Annotated in this window: 15 protein-coding genes and 1 pseudogene; all 16 read right to left on the bottom strand. The window is 58.7% G+C overall.

The features are described 5' to 3' along the window. Window positions 1-8: 8 nt before the first annotated feature. Window positions 9-1,427: a serine/threonine-protein kinase gene (locus HCH49_RS03660; protein ID WP_221702209.1), complete on the bottom strand. Its 1,419-nt coding sequence runs from the start codon at window positions 1,425-1,427 to the stop codon at window positions 9-11. A gap of 24 nt (window positions 1,428-1,451) precedes the next feature. Continuing rightward, entirely contained in the window at window positions 1,452-4,067 is a 2,616-nt protein-coding gene (gene tssH / locus HCH49_RS03655) for a type VI secretion system ATPase TssH (RefSeq protein ID WP_221702208.1), read from the bottom strand. Between the two features lie 34 nt (window positions 4,068-4,101). Continuing rightward, window positions 4,102-5,145, bottom strand: coding sequence for a type VI secretion system baseplate subunit TssG (tssG, locus tag HCH49_RS03650; RefSeq protein WP_221702205.1), 1,044 nt, complete (start codon window positions 5,143-5,145; stop codon window positions 4,102-4,104). Further along, a complete protein-coding gene (tssF, locus tag HCH49_RS03645; protein ID WP_063440441.1) occupies window positions 5,142-7,013 on the bottom strand; it encodes a type VI secretion system baseplate subunit TssF in 1,872 nt (623 codons plus the stop codon). Before tssF ends, tssG begins: the two co-directional genes overlap by 4 nt. A gap of 2 nt (window positions 7,014-7,015) precedes the next feature. After that, window positions 7,016-7,579 carry a type VI secretion system baseplate subunit TssE gene (tssE, locus tag HCH49_RS03640; protein WP_045888006.1) on the bottom strand — a complete coding sequence of 188 codons (564 nt, stop codon included), beginning with the start codon at window positions 7,577-7,579 and terminating at the stop codon, window positions 7,016-7,018. Next, window positions 7,572-8,384, bottom strand: coding sequence for a type VI secretion system accessory protein TagJ (locus HCH49_RS03635; RefSeq protein ID WP_221702204.1), 813 nt, complete (start codon window positions 8,382-8,384; stop codon window positions 7,572-7,574). The genes tssE and HCH49_RS03635 overlap by 8 nt, the downstream gene beginning before the upstream one ends. A gap of 9 nt (window positions 8,385-8,393) precedes the next feature. Then, a complete protein-coding gene (locus tag HCH49_RS03630) occupies window positions 8,394-9,392 on the bottom strand; it encodes a hypothetical protein (RefSeq protein ID WP_033145791.1) in 999 nt (332 codons plus the stop codon). A gap of 16 nt (window positions 9,393-9,408) precedes the next feature. Next, window positions 9,409-10,206 carry a PP2C family protein-serine/threonine phosphatase gene (locus HCH49_RS03625; RefSeq protein WP_014884226.1) on the bottom strand — a complete coding sequence of 266 codons (798 nt, stop codon included), beginning with the start codon at window positions 10,204-10,206 and terminating at the stop codon, window positions 9,409-9,411. Beyond that, complete coding sequence (gene tagH, locus HCH49_RS03620) at window positions 10,203-11,966, bottom strand: type VI secretion system-associated FHA domain protein TagH (protein ID WP_033145792.1); 1,764 nt, start codon at window positions 11,964-11,966, stop codon at window positions 10,203-10,205. The genes HCH49_RS03625 and tagH overlap by 4 nt, the downstream gene beginning before the upstream one ends. 86 nt (window positions 11,967-12,052) lie before the next feature. Then, a complete protein-coding gene (locus HCH49_RS03615; protein ID WP_221702203.1) occupies window positions 12,053-12,469 on the bottom strand; it encodes a hypothetical protein in 417 nt (138 codons plus the stop codon). Next, a pseudogene (locus HCH49_RS03610) lies at window positions 12,463-13,451 on the bottom strand (hypothetical protein). The gene HCH49_RS03615 and the pseudogene HCH49_RS03610 overlap by 7 nt, the downstream one beginning before the upstream one ends. A 593-nt stretch (window positions 13,452-14,044) precedes the next feature. Then, window positions 14,045-14,527, bottom strand: coding sequence for an Hcp family type VI secretion system effector (locus HCH49_RS03605; RefSeq protein WP_008502640.1), 483 nt, complete (start codon window positions 14,525-14,527; stop codon window positions 14,045-14,047). A gap of 345 nt (window positions 14,528-14,872) precedes the next feature. After that, window positions 14,873-16,372 (bottom strand): type VI secretion system contractile sheath large subunit, encoded by a 1,500-nt coding sequence (gene tssC, locus HCH49_RS03600; RefSeq protein ID WP_014884232.1) that lies wholly within the window; start codon window positions 16,370-16,372, stop codon window positions 14,873-14,875. A 3-nt stretch (window positions 16,373-16,375) separates the two neighbouring features. Continuing rightward, entirely contained in the window at window positions 16,376-16,900 is a 525-nt protein-coding gene (gene tssB / locus HCH49_RS03595; RefSeq protein ID WP_008502644.1) for a type VI secretion system contractile sheath small subunit, read from the bottom strand. A 75-nt stretch (window positions 16,901-16,975) separates the two neighbouring features. After that, the gene (gene tssA, locus HCH49_RS03590) at window positions 16,976-17,992 is read right to left on the bottom strand and encodes a type VI secretion system protein TssA (RefSeq protein WP_087822756.1); all 1,017 of its coding nucleotides are present in this window, start codon (window positions 17,990-17,992) and stop codon (window positions 16,976-16,978) included. A gap of 11 nt (window positions 17,993-18,003) precedes the next feature. Beyond that, the gene (tagF, locus tag HCH49_RS03585) at window positions 18,004-18,720 is read right to left on the bottom strand and encodes a type VI secretion system-associated protein TagF (protein WP_033145799.1); all 717 of its coding nucleotides are present in this window, start codon (window positions 18,718-18,720) and stop codon (window positions 18,004-18,006) included. Window position 18,721: the final 1 nt, after the last annotated feature.

Here is an 18,721-nt window from a genome sequence, read left to right as displayed (position 1 = left end):
GCGTAATTCTAAGGGTTCACCAGCCAGGTGCCCGGCTTGGTGATATCCAGCGTCTGGCCACGCGTTCTTCCGTTGCCCTGGAGTTCAATCTTCACCTCACCGGCCGGCAGCTTGAGCGATGCATAGCCGTTGGTCGCCGGACGCAGCGCTTTTGGCTCGCCGTTCACTTTCAGCGTTTCGCCGTCGAGGATGCGGATATAGACCAGCGCAACCGGGCTCTCCACAGGCGGCGGAGTCTGCTGGGCCGTCGCCTGCTCGTTAACCTTCGCCGTTTCCGGCTTCATGTCCGGCGCGTGTGCGGCGGTTTCAGTCGAACGCGTCTCTGCCGGTGCCTGTGCAGCCTGCTCGGGAGCATCGTTACCGCCGCTGAACAGCATCGCCCCGGCGACAATACCCACCAGCACGCCTGCGGCAACCATGCCAGGGATCTTGTAGCGGCGCCAGTCGAGCAGCGAAGCCGGTTTTTCGTCTTCGACCGGAACCAGCATCGTGCCGGGCTTTTTCGCCGTCAGCACGTCGTTGATCCCTGCGACCGGCATCTCTATCAGCGCGGCGAACTCGTCGATTGACTGCGGACGGTCCTCCATGTGCAGCGCCAGCGCGCGGTCGATGGCCTGCAGCAGCGGAATGGAATAGCCCTGCGGCATAATTTCCACCAGCGGTTTGCAGGTATCCTGAATCGAGCGCACCACGCTGACCGGCGGCGGAGAACCCACAATCAGGGTACGCAGCACCGCGCCGAGGGCGTAAATATCCGTCCACGGGCCCTGCTCGCTTTCGTTGTCGTCGGTGTACTGCTCGATCGGCGCAAAGCCCGGGCGCAGCATGGTTTCCGTTTCATCGGAAAGGTTACCGATGGTGCGGCGCGCGGAGCCGAAATCAAGCAGCACCGGCAGGCCGTTATCCTGGATCTGAATGTTATCCAGCGAGATGTCGCGGTGCAGATAGCCTTCGTTGTGGATGGTCTTGATCGCACCGAACAGCATCGGCAGCGTGCGGCGGATCCAGGCCTCGTTGATCAGCTCCGGCTTTTCCTCGCGCAGGCGCGAAAGCGTGGTCCCGCTGTAAAACAGCGTCCCCATGTAGGCCGTGTCGTTTTGCACCCAGAAACGCAGGACGTGCAGCAGGTTCGGGTGGTTAAAGCGCGCCAGCAGACGCGCCTCCTGAATAAAGCTGTTCAGGCCTGCGGAAAACGCTTTGCCAAAGCGCTCGCTGCGCAGCACAAGGGTCATGTCGTCGCCGCGCACGGCGAGCGAGGAAGGCATAAATTCTTTGATAGCGATAGTGCGTTCGAGCTGGTGATCCCACGCGCGATAGACGATGCCAAAACCGCCGCCGCCGATCACCTCTTTGATTTCAAACTCGTTGAAGCGGTACCCGACCGGGAGCGCGTTTGGGACAGTCCGATTGTTATCATTATCCGTCATCTTTTACAGTTCTCTTGATGATTATTACGCGGCAAACTGACAGTGAAACTCGCCCTGCTCGCAGGTGACGTGCAGACGTCGGTACTGCTCGTCGCTGCGGCTGGCGGTAAGTAAGATCTGGCTCATCTGAGGCAGCAAGGTGTTGGTCAGAATAGCATCCACCATGCGGCCCCCGGACTCCACCTCGGTACAGCGCTGAACAATCTGTTCCACCACGCTGTCGTCAAACTCAGAAATAATGCTGTGATTCTCTTCCAGACGACGCTGAATGCGCTTGAGCTGCAGGCGAACAATCTGCCCCAGCATCTCGTCGCTGAGCGGGTAGTACGGCACCACCAGCAGGCGGCCCAGCAGCGCCGGTGGGAAGACCTCCAGCAGCGGCTGGCGCAGGGCGCCGCTTAACGCATCAGGCTCCGGCATCAGCTCCGGATCGGCGCACATGGCGCTAATCAGGTCGGTGCCGACGTTGGAGGTCAGAATAATGATGGTGTTCCGGAAATCGATGTGGCGCCCCTCGCCGTCTTCCATCCAGCCTTTATCAAAGACCTGGAAGAAGATCTCGTGGACGTCCGGGTGCGCTTTTTCAATTTCGTCCAGCAGCACCACGCTGTACGGGCGGCGGCGCACGGCCTCGGTCAACACGCCGCCTTCACCATACCCTACGTACCCCGGAGGCGCACCTTTTAAGGTGGAAACGGTGTGCGCTTCCTGGAACTCACTCATGTTGATGGTGATAACGTTCTGCTCGCCGCCGTAGAGGGATTCCGCGAGCGCCAGCGCGGTTTCGGTTTTACCGACCCCGGACGGGCCGCACAGCATAAAGACGCCCACCGGTTTGTTGGGATCGTCCAGCTTCGCCCGCGAGGTTTTCACGCGGCGGGCAATAAGATCCAGGCCGTGACGCTGGCCGATAACGCGCTGGTTAAGCGTGTCGGCGAGGTTGAGCACCGCGTCGATCTCGTTTTTCACCATCCGGCCCAGCGGGATCCCGGTCCAGTCAGAGACCACCGCGGCAACCACGTTTTCATCCACCGCCGCAAACAGCAGCGGTTCATCACCCTGCAGGGCGTTCAGCGCCAGCTGCTGTTCCGCCAGCTGGCCGCGCAGCTCGGCGCTATCTTCATCACCCGCCGCGAACAGCGCGGCGCGCAGGCGAATAATCTCCTGCACCAGGCTGCGCTCTTCTTCCCAGCGCCGGGACAGGGCTTCGCGTTTTGTCTCATACGCGTCGCGTTCGGCGAGTAAAGCGGTTACGCGCTCGGCGTCACCGGCTCCCACGCGCGCTTCACGCTCAGCGATCTCAATTTCCACGTCCAGCGCGGCAAGGTGGCGCAGGCAGTCTTCGAGCTGCGCAGGGGGCGCGCTCTGGCTGACCGCGACGCGGGCGCAGGCGGTGTCGAGCAGCGCAACGGCTTTATCCGGCAGCTGACGCGCCGGGATGTAGCGATGCGACAGCTTCACCGCCGCGCTGACCGCTTCGTCGAGCAGCAGCACCTGATGGTGCGTCTCCAGCGGCGACACGGTGCTGCGCAGCATCAGAATGGCTTTCGCTTCGTCCGGCTCGTGAACCTGCACCGTCTGGAAACGACGGGTCAGCGCCGGGTCTTTCTCGATGTATTTTTTGTATTCCGCCCAGGTGGTGGCCCCGATGGTGCGCAGCTGTCCGCGCGCCAGGGCAGGCTTCAGCAGGTTCGCCGCATCGCCGGTCCCCTGCTGGCCGCCTGCGCCAATCAGGGTGTGGATCTCATCGATAAACAGAATGATCGGCGTGGCGCTGGACTGGACTTCATTAATGAGCGCCTGCAGCCGGGCCTCGAACTCGCCTTTCATGCCTGCCCCAGCCTGCAGCATGCCGATATCCAGCAGCCATAGCTGAATGTTTTGCAGCGGCTCCGGAACGTCGCCGTCGGCGATACGCAGCGCCAGCCCTTCCACCACCGCCGTTTTGCCGACCCCGGCTTCCCCGGTCAGCAGCGGATTGTTCTGGCGGCGGCGCATCAGGATATCCACCATCTGGCGGATCTCCTCGTCGCGCCCGACAACCGGGTCAATCTTCCCTTCGCGGGCGCGGGCGGTCAGATCCTGGCCGTACTGGGCCAGCGTCCCCTGCGCAGCCGGTACCGCACCCGCCGGTGAGTCGACGGCGGCAGCGGCCTGCTGCGTCTCTTTGCTGTTGGCGCAGATGGCGTCGAACTGCTCAATCAGCACCTCGACGTTCAGGCGGGTAAACTGCGACGAGATGCTTTTCAGCACGTTGGCCAGGTTCCAGGTTTTAAGCATGCCGATCAGCAAATGGCCGCCGCGAATACGGCTGACGCCAAACTTCAGCGAGCCGAAGACCCAGGCGCGCTCCACGGCGCTGTCGATGTGCTCGGAGAGATCGGAAACGGAACTCGCCCCGCGCGGAAGGACATCCAGCGCCGCCACGATATCGCGCGTCAGCTGCTGTTCATCAAGGGCAAAGTGGCGGATGAGCTGCTGCAGATCGCCATCCTGCTGCTGCATCAGCTGATGCAGCCAGTGCACCAGCTCAACATAGGGGTTGCCGCGCAGCTTGCAGAACGCAGTGGCGCTTTCCAGAGAGGTAAATAACAGCGTATCCAGTTTGCCGAAAAGCACGGCACGGCTAATTTCTGACATGTTCGGTTCCATTGATAACAATGCGTTAGAAAAATTATCGCTCTGCGCAATACACCAGATCGCCACGCGGGACAGGCTGCGGCTGAAGGCCCAGCCAGGTGTTATAGCCTAATCGCCCATTGCTGCCGAGCGTGGTGCCCTGCACCGCGTCTTCACGCAGGATCACCCGCGTTTCCCATTCAAACTCCACCCCGGCGTACTGACGCACCCAGTCGCGCAGCTCGGTGACCCACGCTTCACCCGGCAGAAAACGGTTGTACTCCTCCGCGCTCAGCGGGCCAATTTCGATGCGAAACTTATGCTGCACGTCGCGGACGGCAACGCCGAGAAAGGCGGATTCCCCCATGCGCGGCATGCGGCGTCCTGCTCCCAGCTGCGCCTGCTCGCGCGTGGAGAGCGGCATCCACTGCGGCACGTTGCTCACCAGCTTAACCGGCGCGTTAAAATAGCTGCGCAGGATCTTCTCCAGCCCCTCCGGATCCCGCCCGTGACGGGTCAGGTGCCCGGCGTGGGTAAAGCGGGCATGCGAGCTCAGGCTGCCTTTGTTCATCTGTCCCGGCTGGCCCATGCCAATCAGCGACGCCAGGTAGCCCTCAAAGCGCCTGTTATCAGCGCGATCGAGGGAGACGGTGGGCTGCGCATCCGCCCAGGCGCGGTAAAACAGCAGCGCCAGGCGATGATGGAACAGGTCGGCAAACGCGCTGAGGCTGGTGTCCTGATGATGATAAATTCGCTCGCGGGCGTATTCGGTCATATGGACCGGCAGCGGGCCGTTCGGGCCAAACAGGCCGAAACTGAGGATAGACACCTCGTGCAGCCCGCTTTCCTCCCGCTGGCGGACCTGAGCCAGCGTCGACGGCGCAAAACTCATCGACGGCTGCTGGCCGATGCGCAGCGGCTCAAATTTCGGCAGCGGCGCGCGTCCCAGCGGGTAGCGTTCGCCGCCCTGGGCATCAATGCGCCTTAACAGCTGAAACAGGTCGTAGCGCCAGGGCGTCTCGCGAACCCCTTGCCAGAACGCGTCCGGCAGCCGGGTCAGGCGATGCACGCGCAGCGGTGCAGTGGCAGCGTCACTCATATCAGCGCCCTTTTACCCATGCGCGGCGCCCAGTAGCCAATCTCGCCGCGCTGCTGACTTTTCAGGGTGAACTCCGTAAAGCTGTTGATGGACACCAGGCGGGCAAAGAGACGTTCCATCACGCTGCCAAAAAGCCACGGACTGGCGCCGGAAAAGGCACGCTCGTCCACCGTCAGGGTAATGCCGATCCCGCGGGCGAAAACGACCGGGCCGGGTTCAGGCACGCGGCGGTGAACCGGCTCCAGCACGCAGTGGCGTACCCCTTCCACCTGACGCGCAACGGGCGTTTCTGCCAGGTTGGCGTACAGCCCTAACAGCTGGCGCAGCGCGGCCGCGCCGTCTTCGTTTTCGCTGTCCATCAGGCTGAGGTAGTTCATCTGCAGCTGGCTGATGAGCCGCCAGGTGCTGAACCCTTCTGCCAGCGCCGGACGCGGCGGCGTCGGGCCTTTGCGCAGGGTGAGGGATTTCACCGGCATGGAGTCGGCCATAATGAACTGCCCGAGCTCCTGCTGCAGCATCAGCGGCAGATCGCGGCTGGTGCAGAGCACCTCGGCAGAGATATAGCGCAGGTTGTCCTGCCACGGGGCGTGCTGTTCATCCACCAGCGAAACAAACACCTCCGAGCCGATATAGCCGGTTCGCGTGCCGTAGCGCAGGGCGTGCTCGGACAGCACGCGCTGTTCGCGGCGCAGGGAAAAATAGGCCCCGTAGTTGCCCGCATCGCCGCTCCAGGTGCTCCAGAATGGACGAAACGTCTGGTCATCGCGCTGGCCGTCCGCGCTACCATAGATTTTTTTGACCGCGTAAATTTCATAATCCAGCGGACGGATATTATCGACCACCAGATGGTATTCATGCTGGCCTTCATTCAGCTTCTGACGCGCCGCGACCTTTGGGAACAGGTTGATGACCGGCGTACAGTGCAGCGCCAGATGGCTGGCATCAACCACGCGCTCCAGCTGTTCATCCGACTTATCCAGCAGAATGAAGATGTCGAAGGCTTTTTCGCCTTCACAACGCTCGATAAGCTTGCCCAGACCGCTCAGGCTAATGAAGCGGAAGCGGGCCGGAAACGCGAAATACTCCTGCAGCAGGCGATAGCCGTCAAAGTTGCGCAGATCGTCCGGAAGCAGGGCCTGGTCAGGCTCAAAGCCTTCCTGGCGCAGCGCGTCAGACGCCAGCAGCTGCCGCTGCGGCTGCGGGCTGACCGTCTGGCAGACGATCCCGGCGTGATGCTCCATCACCAGCTCCAGCAGCTTCAGCGCTTCAATATCCGGACCGCCGAGGAAAAATTCCAGACGGTCGAAATCCAGGTGCCCGAGGTTTTGCGGGCCGTCGCAGGCGATGCGGATCCGTAAGGCGCTGCCGATCCCCCGCTGGCTCAGCCCCAGCTGCGCGAGCGGCAGATCGGCGGGCACGCCGCCCAGCTCGACCTTGTCGATTTTCAGCGGCAGCAGGTTGACCTCGTGCGCCGTGGTATAGCTGCAGGTCACGCCGGTTTTTTTCAGCGCCAGGCTGTCCATCATGGTACCGCGCGGCACAATGAAGCCCTTGCTCAGGTCGCCCCGGCTGCTGTCGGGCTCAATCTCCGCAATCGCCATCGACGGCGTGGGCGCGAGATAGTTAGGGGCAATCATCTCCAGCAGACGCTGGGAGAAGCGCGGAAACTCAGCGTCCATTTTCATCTGCACGCGGGAGGTCAGGAAGGCGAAGCCCTCCATCAGACGTTCGGTATACGGGTCCGCCACTTCGATGCCGCGCATGCCCAGCCGTCCGGCGACCTTAGGATAGCGTTCGGCAAACTCGGCCCCCATTTCGCGCAGGTAGGCCAGCTCGCGGTTGTAATATTCGAGCAGTTTACTTTCCATGATTACCCCGCATCTTTCAGTTCAAAATGGCCGTTTTCCAGATCGACATCGGTACGAAACAGAAACTCCAGCGGGTACGGCACACACCACAGACGCCCTTTGATCTCGATGGAGAGCACGTTGTGCAGATCCAGCGAGGAGGTATCCGACACGCAGCGGACCTGCAGCCCCTGCGGCAAAATGCGCGGTTCAAAATTGATGATGGCCTCGGTGAGCTTGCGCTGAATGTCGTGCCATTCGATATCCGACATTCTTTTCCCGGCCAGCGGCGCGACGCCGAAGTTGACCACCGAGCGCTTCACGTGCGGCAAGGCGCTCAAATCGCCGGAGGCATCGTGGTTGATGGTGTTAAACAGCCACTGTAGATCGCGCAGGACGTTGCGGCGCAGGGCGGCGTGGGTGATCAGATTGCTGTTGGCCGACTCGCGCTTTTTTTCCGGCTCATTATCGGTAAGACGATCCAGCAGCGAGGGCTGCATTTTGTCACGCGCCCCCACCTTCTCCTGCCTGCTGCGGGCTTGCCAGCCGCTGCGCAGCAGATCGCCTTCGCCAGCGGGATTACTCATCGGCTCCATCCGTCGCAAACGTCACGAGGCTTAAGGACAGCAGCGGGTATTCGCTTTGCTCGCTCAGCCAGGCCTTCTGGCCCCTGCCTTCGTAAAGGATGCCGTCTTCGTCGAGCGGCTGCCAATCGGTGGTGCGGCCCAGCCTGACCGCATCGGTGGCATCGGCAGCAAACGGGTAACGCGCCGGGATCTGACACACCTGCTCCGTACCGTCGGTCAGGCGCACCAGCGCGTGACGCCAGACCAGATCGGTCACGCTGGCGGGCGCCTGGAAACGGATCTCCGCGATGGCGCTGAACGGCAGCCAGAAATAACGGCCGTTCACGATGGTTTCGCAGACCGGGCCGAGACGGGCATCGCCGTCCATCAGCCAGTCAAACGCCTGCGTCTCCTCGTTTTCGAGGATAATCTGGCCGGGGATGGCTTCAGCCCGATCGAGGCCGTCAAGACGCAGCGCCCGGGCGCGCTCGCCCTCCTCGCTCAGCGCCGTGGCCAGGGTCGTCAGCCACGGCCACTGGGTTTCCGGCATGGCCGGACGCGCCTGTCCCGCCATCACCTGCGCGCGCTGCAGCTCGCCCTGAATGGATTGCTCCAGCAGCGTGACGGTGGGTTTCGCCTGAGGCTTCAGCGCCAGCCAGCTTTTCAGCTGGGTCAGCGCGCGCGTCCAGTTGCCGCTGAGGGTTAAAAACTGCACGAACGCGGCGCGGAGATCGGCATCCGCCGGACGGGCTTTGATTTCAGCTTCAAGGCGCGCCAGCGCATCGCTGATCGACTCGCCCGCCAGGTGTTGATAGAGCGTATTCATAGCCATTCCTTAATTCGCCGCGCGCCATGCGCCAACGGCCGGGTCGCGCAGCTGAGGACGCAGGGTGTCAATCAGGACGATATTGAGCGGCGTGCCGGGTGCGACCCAGGCGCTCCAGGTTTTTTTCACCGCCGCAATACGCGCCTGCAGTTTTGCATCGTCGCTGGCGATTTCACGGGAAATCTCCACCGCTACGGTGCCGTTGCTTTTCCAGCTGTTCAGGGCGCTATCGTAAGGCAGGATCATCCAGCTCTGGTCGCTGTTTGGGGTGCTGAACACCATGCGCTCTTTGTTGACGGAGGTGATCAGCGCGTTTTCAGGATCGGCGCTTTGATTCAGTCCGGTCACCGGGAAGCCGTGGATGTAGGTCACCGCCATCTCTTTCTGTCCGCCGTTGCGGGACTGCGAAACCACGGTGTGACCACTCAGCCAGCTGCCGTTACCGCAGCGGGTGGTGTCAGAATCCGGAATAAAGAGCGCCGGAGCGGAAGCGCCACCTTCCCAGAAGGTGCGCAGGTGACAGCCGTCCTGCAGGGTAAATTCCTGCCACGGCGTGCGGTCAGCCGCGACGGTGCGGGAAGCCACGTTCTGGTCCGGCGGCAGCAGCGCGCCGCTGGTTGGGGTTGCGGTCACGGTCGCAGCAGGCGCGGCCTGGTCCTGTTTCACCACCAGCGCCCAGTCCTGCGCTTTGCCTGCCGTACCCTGCGCCAGCGTGGTACCCGCCGGATCGTTTAGCGTCCAGCTAAGCTTATTCACTTTGCTGCACTGGTGTTCCAGCAGGGAGCCAAGACGCGGCACAAAGTTCTCCAGCACGGAGACGTCCTTCTTGCCGTTCGCCACAATGCGCAGCGCCACCTCAGGCTTACACCAGCTCTGCGGCGTGTTGTCTTTAATGTTGTCGATCCAGATATCCAGCTTCTGCGCAGGAGACTGCACGATGCGGAAATTCTCAGCCTGCGCGGTGGAGGTGACCGCCAGAAGTGCCAAACCCGATAGCCAAAGTTTCATATCATTCCTTGTGTGTCTAATCAGTTCCGCAGGGAAGAAATTGTGCTGCGTCAGAGAGGGTGTGCAGCAAAGTGGTGTCCTGAGGGTTGCCCATCCATACCGCCAGGGCAGTATAGTTATCCTGAGCATTCCCCTCCTGTTCGCCATTCTTTTGAATGATTTGGTTCATTAAGGTCAGCCACTCCTGCGGCGTATTGACCATATGCAGCGACTGCTTCATTTGCTCTTCGCTAACGCCGTGCCAGAACCCGTCGGTGCAGAGTAAGAATGCATCGCCGTCTTCAACCTGCACCACGTCGCTGTAGCTCGCTTCCGGCCCGCCGTTTTCAATTCCCAGCGCCAGATAGAGCAGGTTGCTGTTCAGGTTGTCGGTCTGGTGACCGGCGTCTTTCATCTGCTGCACCAGGCTGTGGTCGGTGGTCACATGCCACAGCCATCCCCGGCGAAACAGGTACAGGCGGCTGTCTCCGGCGTGCGCCCAGTAGGCCAGGCCGTAATCACGGTCAATGAACAGGCTGACCAGCGTCGTGCCCATCCGGCGATAGTCCTGAACGGCCTGCTGTTCGCTGAGGATGGTGCGGTTCGCCGTCTGCACGTAGTCGCGGATATGCTGCGCATTAAGATGTTTGTCGCCATCGAAGCGGGAGATAATGCTGTTGCGGGCCAGCTCTGCAGCCACCTCACCGCCCGGCAGGCCCGCGATTCCGTCGCAGACGACAAAGCAGGCTGAACGTTCCCCTATGGTTTCTCCCGTCTGATCCTGGTTGCTGGCGCGCGTCCCCTGGCGGGAGAGAGAAGCCGTTGCGATATTCATTTGTCTTCCGATCCGCTCTGTGAGTCTTTGTACTGATTCACCTCCATGTCGTACGCATGAAGGAAGGCCTCGCCGAACAGGGTGTGGAAATCATCCTCAATCTCGCCAGCCGTTTCGCCATAGCTGCGCACAAAATAGTCCCACAGGGCGGCTTTGCGGCTGCCCGGCAGCGCCAGACGCGAGGTCATCCCGTTCTGCTTCGCCTGCTCTTCCAGCTGTTCCGGGTTAAAGGACTGCAGCATCGCGGCAATGATGGCGCGGATACCGGAGATCATGCCCAGCTGGTGCGCCTGCAGGTCGATCAGCGCGTCGCGCACGGATTTGGTCGGCGGCATAAAGCCCGGCATCGGGGTGCCGAACATCTGGATCAGCACGGTTTTGCCGGTCGGCAACAGCTTGAACGGGTTGTTGGCATCGTCCAGCACCATGGTCATATCGGCCTTCACGCCGCGCTTGAGGATGGAGCGCGAGGAGAGCAGCGCCACGGTCCCCTGAGAGAACATGCCGAGGATCTGCCCGAGCTGACGCATATTTTCACGATCAAACTGCGGGACGGGCTGCATTTCGCTCAGCCCCATCCCCTCCAGCAGCGCCTCCAGCAGCTCGCCCTGCAGCACTTCGCCCTTCTCACCGCTGTTTGCCGTAGCGCTTGGGGCGGCGGCGTTATTGACCGGGTCAATGCGCAGGCGGCCCTTCGGGGCCTGAGCGCTGCTGCGCGCAACGGCCTGTGGCGTTGGCATAGTGAAGCCTGCGTAATCCGGCCGCGCGGGCTCTTCTTCAGCACGCGGTTCTTCCTGCGGCTCAGGGGCGAACAGCGGAGAATCGGCCAGCACGTCCTCTTCCTGCTCGGGTTCCGGCACTGGCGCAGGCTTTTCGGCAATAATGTCATCCGGATGGGTTAATGGCGCGCCGCCCATCAGCCCGAGCGGGTCGTCATTACGCGCGGCTGGCGCGCTGGCCTTACCGCCAAACAGGGCCAGCGGATCGAGCTCGTCCGTCGCCTCGTCTTCTGGCTTCACGGGGCTATTCTCGCCCGGCGGCACCAGCGTTGACGGGGTGACGTCGTCAAAAATACTCTCTTTTTTGAACAACGCTTCGTCGCTGAACAGCGTGTCCGGGTCGACATTCTTACGCTCGAGCTTTGGATCGCTGTCGTTAAACATCGCCAGCGGATCTTCCGCGTTACGCTCCGGGGCCGCAGGCTGGGAGAACGGATCGTGCGATGGAGCAGGCTGCGGTTTTGTACGATTGCTGGAGATGCTGTCAGAGATGGAGAACTCCTGCATCAGGCTATCCCAGATCTCCGTTGGCACGGCGGTTGGCTCGGCCTTCCCGCGCGGTGCGGCACTCGCCGGCTTCGGTTGCGCAGCGGGCGCGGGTGCGGCTGCCGGACGCGCCTGCTGATGCATACTGGCCGCCATACGGCTTACGGGCTGCGTATCGTGGATCAGTTCGGTCACTTCGATACGGTAGTCATCAATACCGAGAATGTCGCCATCCTGCAGCTCAACCTGACGCCCTCGCTCCAGCGGAATGTCATTTAATACCACGCGGGTGACGCTGCCACGGTTGGTCACGCGGCATTCGCCCTGGGCGTCAACGTGAACAATGGCCTGCAGACGAGAGATGGTGCGGTCATTATCCGGCAACACCAGATTGTTATCCGTACCGCGCCCAATGGTGCCGCCCGGGGCGTAAAAATCACAGCTGCTTTGCGGCGGCTGATGACCGGGTTTCGTAGAAATAATCGTGAATCGCATGGCGTATTCCTGCTGGTATGATTAGCGCTCAAACGCTGCCGCTCTCGGGGCGAGAACGGCGGCGTTTGAGAAATTGAATATCAAAACTATTTAATGAAGGTGATAAAATATAATCCAACAATGAGCCATAGAGTGAATATTAACGCCTGTAACTTATAACGGCGATGTAATTTTAGCATCCAACCAATTTTTTCTTCAGGTAACGACTGTACATATTTATAAGCATCTTCCTGAACAAGCCTTTCACGCGTGAATTTCATTTCAACGCCTTTATAAAGGCGAACAAACCAGATTATTTTTTGATAATTGGCCAGCGAACCAAAAAAAGAAGCATAGTTGGTTACAAGATCCAGATCATATCCCTTGCGCCGATAGTCTGAAAGTAACCGATTATAATCAGCCTCGTGTTTTTTGAAATAACGAGAACTGAACAAATCCATAATTACAACAACCAGCAATAAAACCACGATAAGAAATAATGATAAATTCTCTATATTCACCATATTTTATCCATCATATACTCAGTCGCTCCGCCCGCTATCTCGCCACCAACGTATCCACCTGCAGCAGCCCCAACAATAGAGCAGGCGAGCAGTCCTACGCCCCCCGTCGCAACACCAAGCGCAACGCATACACCAGCACCTGTCATTGCTCCGTATTTACCACCGTAAATACCCCCTGCCAGGCTTGCACCAAAGCTGCTGTATTTTTTTACAGCGACTTTAGAACAACTCTGCTCTCGTCCTACGGTGCAGGCATTGTAAACTTCATTAGTGGTATTTGCACCTGCAAAACCTATTGCAAGCCACCCTCCCGCTTTAAGAAAACGAGCGGCCTTAGAGGCGTTATCGATATAAGTTGAATAACCACGAATAGAGGCGACCCCGGCTGTACTCCATTCATGTACAATGGATCTGCTTGACAAGCCTAATGCATGCTTCAATTCGTTATAGGGCTTCATCTTTAAGGTCAGTCGGGACAATTTGTTTAATAAACTATCCAACTCAGAAAAGAGGCGCTGACGTTCAACAAAAAACTGTTGGCTTATCAATGTCCCTTGTGCTCTGTACTGATTCTGGTAAGCCAATTCAATGGATTTAAGTTTTTTTCTATTTCACTAAAATATTTTTCACCTGCATCAGCAACGACACCAAGGGACTTATCCATAAAATTAGTGACTGCAGCTATGGTACTAAAATGTTGATTAAAGAAATTCGCTTCACCAGAATTAAGATCGGCCAGAGCACCGTTGACTTTCTTTTTAGCGAGCTGTAATTGCTTAAGCTGCACAGAATTATTACTTCCCGGTGCACCAAGAATCAACATCTGCCCAGGTTTTGACCACTGCACATCACTATTAACCTGCATGAAATAACGTGCAGCATCACTATTTGGATCGTTGAATAAAAGCCTTGTCTGAAAATCCAGGGTTCCGGGTTGCTGAACAATACAATATCCCGGATTAACTAATGATTGGCTAGCCATATTCATTCCCTTTGATTTTTACAAAAACGCTCACAAATAAGCATACCCATTTAAATAAAAACGGAGTTGAATTAATATCCAAAGGTTGACACTTTCTTAAAAACATCAACATTTGAAAACGCTCCTATTCTATTCTAACCAGCGATAATTCGCCTCTGGAATTTATACTGAGAATAAAGCGAGTAGCATATCGAACAATAGTATTATGATTTCTCGATTGTAATACCACATCATACTCCCCTGACTGCCAGTCTACTTTATCCCAGCGTAGGCACTCTTCAGATTTCAGAAAGCGGCTGGAAGGAAATGCTCCTGGAGAGAAGATGCTTTCCCATTCGTTACCTGCACGTCGAGATATCGAGGGTTCATAAACTAGCACAACCTCACCTGGTTCAGTGTCATTCGAAACGCCAAAACAGGGTGCATTTTTTTCCACCTTAACAGTTAAACTCTGAAACTGAGCAGGGTGGGATATGCAGGCGCTACATGATAATACAATGGGTATAACCGTTAACGCTCTTTCCATCGCAAATACGCGCCGAATAGTGAAGCAATCATAATGACCGGGGAAAACTCCCCGGCCACATACGCAATTACGCTTCTTTGTTTTCTTTGATGTTCCAGCCAGCGCTGCTTTCAGCACCTTTACCACCAGACGTGGTCTGCTCCCAGTACTGCTGTTTCACTTTCGCAGCCTGGAATGCATAGGTCACACCAACGGTATCGCCGTTGTCAGCACCGGTGTACTGAACAGAGGTGACCAGCACATCTTCCAGCGTGATGCGGGAGTATTCCACCTGCTGGCCGCCGGCTTTACAGACGGACAGCTCAACTTTGGTCAGGTGTTTGCCGCTGGCGCAGTGTTTCAGGATAGCGGTGGTGGATTTGTCGATCAGCGCGTTAACGTGCAGGTCGTTGAAGTTAACTTTACCGGCACCGCCGCCACCGCCAACGCTCATATTACCTGGCTGGGAAGCGCCCCAGGAGAAGGAGGTAATATCAGTCCAGCCGGTGTGGTTAGAATCTTTAGATTCGCCCGTAACACCCTCGACCTTCAGAAACATATCAATAGCCATAATATCTACTCTTCGTGGATGAACAATATTGCTTTCGAAAAAGCACTTATATGGCAAACAGGAAAGCATGGGGCTGAATAAAACCGTCCATATTTTACCTCTGCCTCATATCAAATGACCCGTGTCATTTGACAGTCTTACATTCCCCCTGAATGAACGGAAAGAATGTGAAGCCTTTACTACCGGGCGTTATTCTGGAACCGAATAAGCCCGGCATTACCGGGGATTAATTTTTTGAATTCTTACGGACCGTGACGTTTGAGGAAAAATGAATAACCACCGCAGCGGTATTTTCCCCTTACCCCCGCCCTCTCCCTCAAGGGAGAGGGGGCGTCCGTGTCTTTATCACGCGTCTTTCGTCTTCAGCGACGGCAGTTTAGATACCAGACGCAGGGAAACGGTCAGACCTTCCAGCTGGTAGTGTGGACGCAGGAAGAACTTCGCGGCGTAGTAGCCCGGGTTGTCTTCAATCTCCTGCACCTGCACTTCCGCAGCCGCCAGCGGTTTACGGGACTTGGTCTCCTGAGAGGAGTTCGCCGGGTCACCGTCGACGTAGTTCATGACCCAGTCGTTCAGCCAGCGCTCCATCTCTTCGCGCTCGCGGAAGGAGCCGATTTTGTCGCGCACGATGCACTTCAGGTAGTGCGCAAAGCGGCAGCAGGCGAACAGGTACGGCAGACGAGAGGCCAGACGCGCGTTGGCGGTGGCATCCGGGTCGTGGTACTCGGCCGGTTTCTGCAGCGACTGCGCGCCGATGAAGGCGGCAAAGTCGGAGTTTTTGCGGTGAACCAGCGGCATAAAGCCGTTTTTCGCCAGCTCGGCTTCACGACGATCGCTGATGGCGATCTCGGTCGGGCACTTCATGTCCACGCCGCCGTCATCGCTCGGGAAGGTGTGGCACGGCAGGTTTTCCACCGCCCCGCCGGACTCCACGCCGCGAATCGAGGTGCACCAGCCGTACTCTTTGAAGGAGCGGTTGATGTTGGCGGCCATCGCATAGGCGGCGTTCGCCCAGGAGTAGCTGTTGTGGTTCGCGCCGTCGGTCTGCTCTTCAAAGTCAAAGCTGTCGACCGGGTTGGTGCGAATACCGTACGGCAGGCGCGACAGGAAGCGCGGCATCACCAGGCCCAGATAGCGGGCATCTTCGGATTCACGCAGCGAACGCCAGGCGGCGTATTCGGTGTTCTGGAAGATCTTGGTCAGGTCGCGCGGGTTAGCCAGCTCCTGCCAGGACTCCATCTGCATCACGCCCGGCGCGGTACCGGTGATAAACGGACAGTGCGCCGCAGAGCCGATGCGCGCCATTTCGCCCAGCAGCTCAACGTCCTGCGGGCTATGGTCGAAGTAGTAGTCGCCCACGATGCAGCCAAACGGCTCGCCGCCGAACTGACCGTACTCCTGCTCGTAGATTTTCTTGAAGATCGGGCTCTGGTCCCAGCCCACGCCCTTGAAGCGCTTCAGGGTGCGGCCCAGCTCCTGCTTGGAGATGCTCATAAAGCGGATCTTCAGCATCTCGTCAGTTTCAGTGTTGTTCACCAGGTAGCTCAGACCGCGCCAGGCGCTCTCCAGCTTCTGAAACTCTTCGTGGTGAATGATCTGGTTTACCTGCTGCGACAGCTGCTCGTCGATACCGGCGATCAGGTTCTGAATGGTGCGGTAGGTGTCGTTGGAGAAAGTGACGGTATTTTCCAGCGCCTGCTGCGCCAGCGTTTTGACCGCGCTTTCGACGGCTGAACGGGCCTGATCGGTTTTCGGGCGGAACTCTTTGTTCAGCAGCGCGCTGAATTCATCCTGGCTGAACGCCTGACCCGCCTGCTGCTCGTGTTGTTGAGTCTGGTTGCTCATCGATTATTCCTCGCTACCTTTCGCGCTTTCGTCATTTTTCGGCAACTGGCTCAGGGATTTGAGCAGCGTCGGATCCTGCAGAATTTTAGCGATCAGCTCTTCCGCACCGTTTTTGCCGTCCATATAGGTCAGCAGGTTGGAGAGCTGGGTACGCGCTTCCAGCAGCTTGTTCAGCGGCTCGACCTTGCGGGCCACCGCATCCGGCAGGAAGTCGTCCATGCTGTCGAAGGTCAGATCCACGTTGAGCTTGCCTTCGCCGGTCAGGGTGTTATCCACCTGGAACGCCACGCGCGGCTTCAGCGCCTTCATGCGTTCGTCAAAGTTGTCGATGTCGATTTCGAGGAATTTACGCTCGTCGACGGCCGGCAGATTTTCAACCGGTTTGCCGACCAGATCGGCCATGACGCCCATCACAAACGGCAGCTGAATCTTACGTTCTGCACCGTAGATCTCTACGTCATACTCGATCTGCACGCGGGGGGCACGGTTACGTGCGATGAATTTCTGCCCACTGTTACTCATTGCCATGATGTTCTCCATCAAAGATGCGCGGTGAAGGTGAAACGGCAGGCTCCATGCCTGTCGTCATAATGCCTGGACGCGTTATTCGCGGCGCCCAAAGATGTTTTCAAGTTGGTTAACGCCGTCTGGCGCCAGGTCGCGAATAATGTCCATAAAGTTAAGTTCTGACAGCCGCTGCACCCGTTCAATCATCAGCGGTGCGGGGTGGCTCGGTTCGTACTGCGCAAAATACTGCTTCGCTTTTTCCAGCATCAGCTGCGCGTCGGCGCGGCTGGTGATCTGCACGCTGCGCCAGTCGGTGACCGGCTGAACGGGCTGCGCTGCCGTCGACTGCTGCTCGGCCTGGGGTTCTGCCTGCGCCTCACGGTTCGGCAGCAGCTTGCTGATGTCGGTTACCTGACACGCGCTGGCGACCAGTCCGACGGTTTTCAGCAGCTGTTCCATCTCGGGCACGCCGCTTTCACCGAGATGCCCGGTGAGAAGCTCGCGAATCGCCAGCAGACGTTCGTTAATGACGATAACCGCGGCGGTGCCGGGCTGGTCGCCGCGGGCCAGCTCGTCAATCAGCCGTGGACGGCCGCCGGGATAGTCCGGGCATTCCGTCTTGCTGCCGTCCAGCAGGGCCTGGGCATCCCGGAGCGAAATTTCATCGCCGTTTGAACGCAGAAGCGAGGCGTTTCGCACGGCGACGGTGAGGTCGGATTTATCGCTCAGCCCTGCCAGGGCGTTAATGCGATAGAACGGATCGGTTTCGCCATACTCTTCCAGCAGCGGATAGAGCGTCTCCCAGTAACGGGCGATCGCCTCCTGCACCAGCAATAATCCGTCCGCGTAGCCCGCCAGCCCGCGGCGGCGCGTCCAGGCATGGGTTAACGCCAGCAGTACGCGAAGATCTTTGGTGCGAGTCAGCAGGCTGGTGGCGTATTTTTCCACCGTGTTCCAGTCAGCGGGCTCTGCCGGGATAATGGTGTCGCCAAACTGCTGTTCCGCTTTCCCAAGACTTGCCTGATTCATGATCTGGAAGTCGGCGTCGTACTCCAGGTTTTCCCCGCAGGGTTTTTCGGGACTGATTGGCGCGAGAAATTCTTCGATATTCATGAGATCCCTGCTTATTCAAACATGGGCGGATAGAGACCGTGGCGCCCCGGACGGGCGCCCCCTGCCGGGTCGAACAACAGGGTGAAAAGCTGCCCGGTAAAGTTACCGCTGTGCACGTGGGTGTACAGCGGGTAGCCGTCGCAGCGGTTGGTCCACCAGTAGCTGGTCTGACGCAACGGATCAAAACACTCGGCCGCCTGAGGCCAGCCCAGCGTGCTCTGCCCGTCCTCGTCATAGCCAATCACATCAAGGATGTCGGAACGCTTTTGCGGCTCGACGGGCTGCGGCGCCGGAATGGTCATCAGCATCTCATCCAGCTGTGAGGCGGAAAAACTGTTGCGCACCGCGTGCAACCCCAGGCGCCCAATCTGCTGGTACCAGCTTTCGGCCTGGCTGAGCAGGCTGGTCGACCACTCTGACGGGGCGAAGCTCAGCTGCAGGCAAACCGGATACTGTCGGCCAACGCTGTCGCGGCCGGGCAGCAGACAGCCCATCTGGATCATCTGGCTGCCCAGCATGGGCGGTACCACAAAATTCCAGACTGGCGCTTTGTTAAACTGGCGCTCGCCGCTGCGCTGCTCTTCCTGCTGCCAGGCCAGCAGGCCGACCTGGAACCAGTGTGACCACTGGCGCTGTAAAGTGTCAGGAAAGCGACGCTGCAAAAAATCTCCGGCGCTGGGTAATTTGCCATACCAGCTGTAGCGGTTCATCGCAGGGGTATTCGTCATA

The sequence above is a fragment of the Enterobacter sp. Y17 genome (assembly GCF_019730495.1).
Taxonomy (GTDB): domain Bacteria; phylum Pseudomonadota; class Gammaproteobacteria; order Enterobacterales; family Enterobacteriaceae; genus Enterobacter; species Enterobacter asburiae_B.
This window is presented reverse-complemented; position numbering and strand designations above follow the sequence as displayed.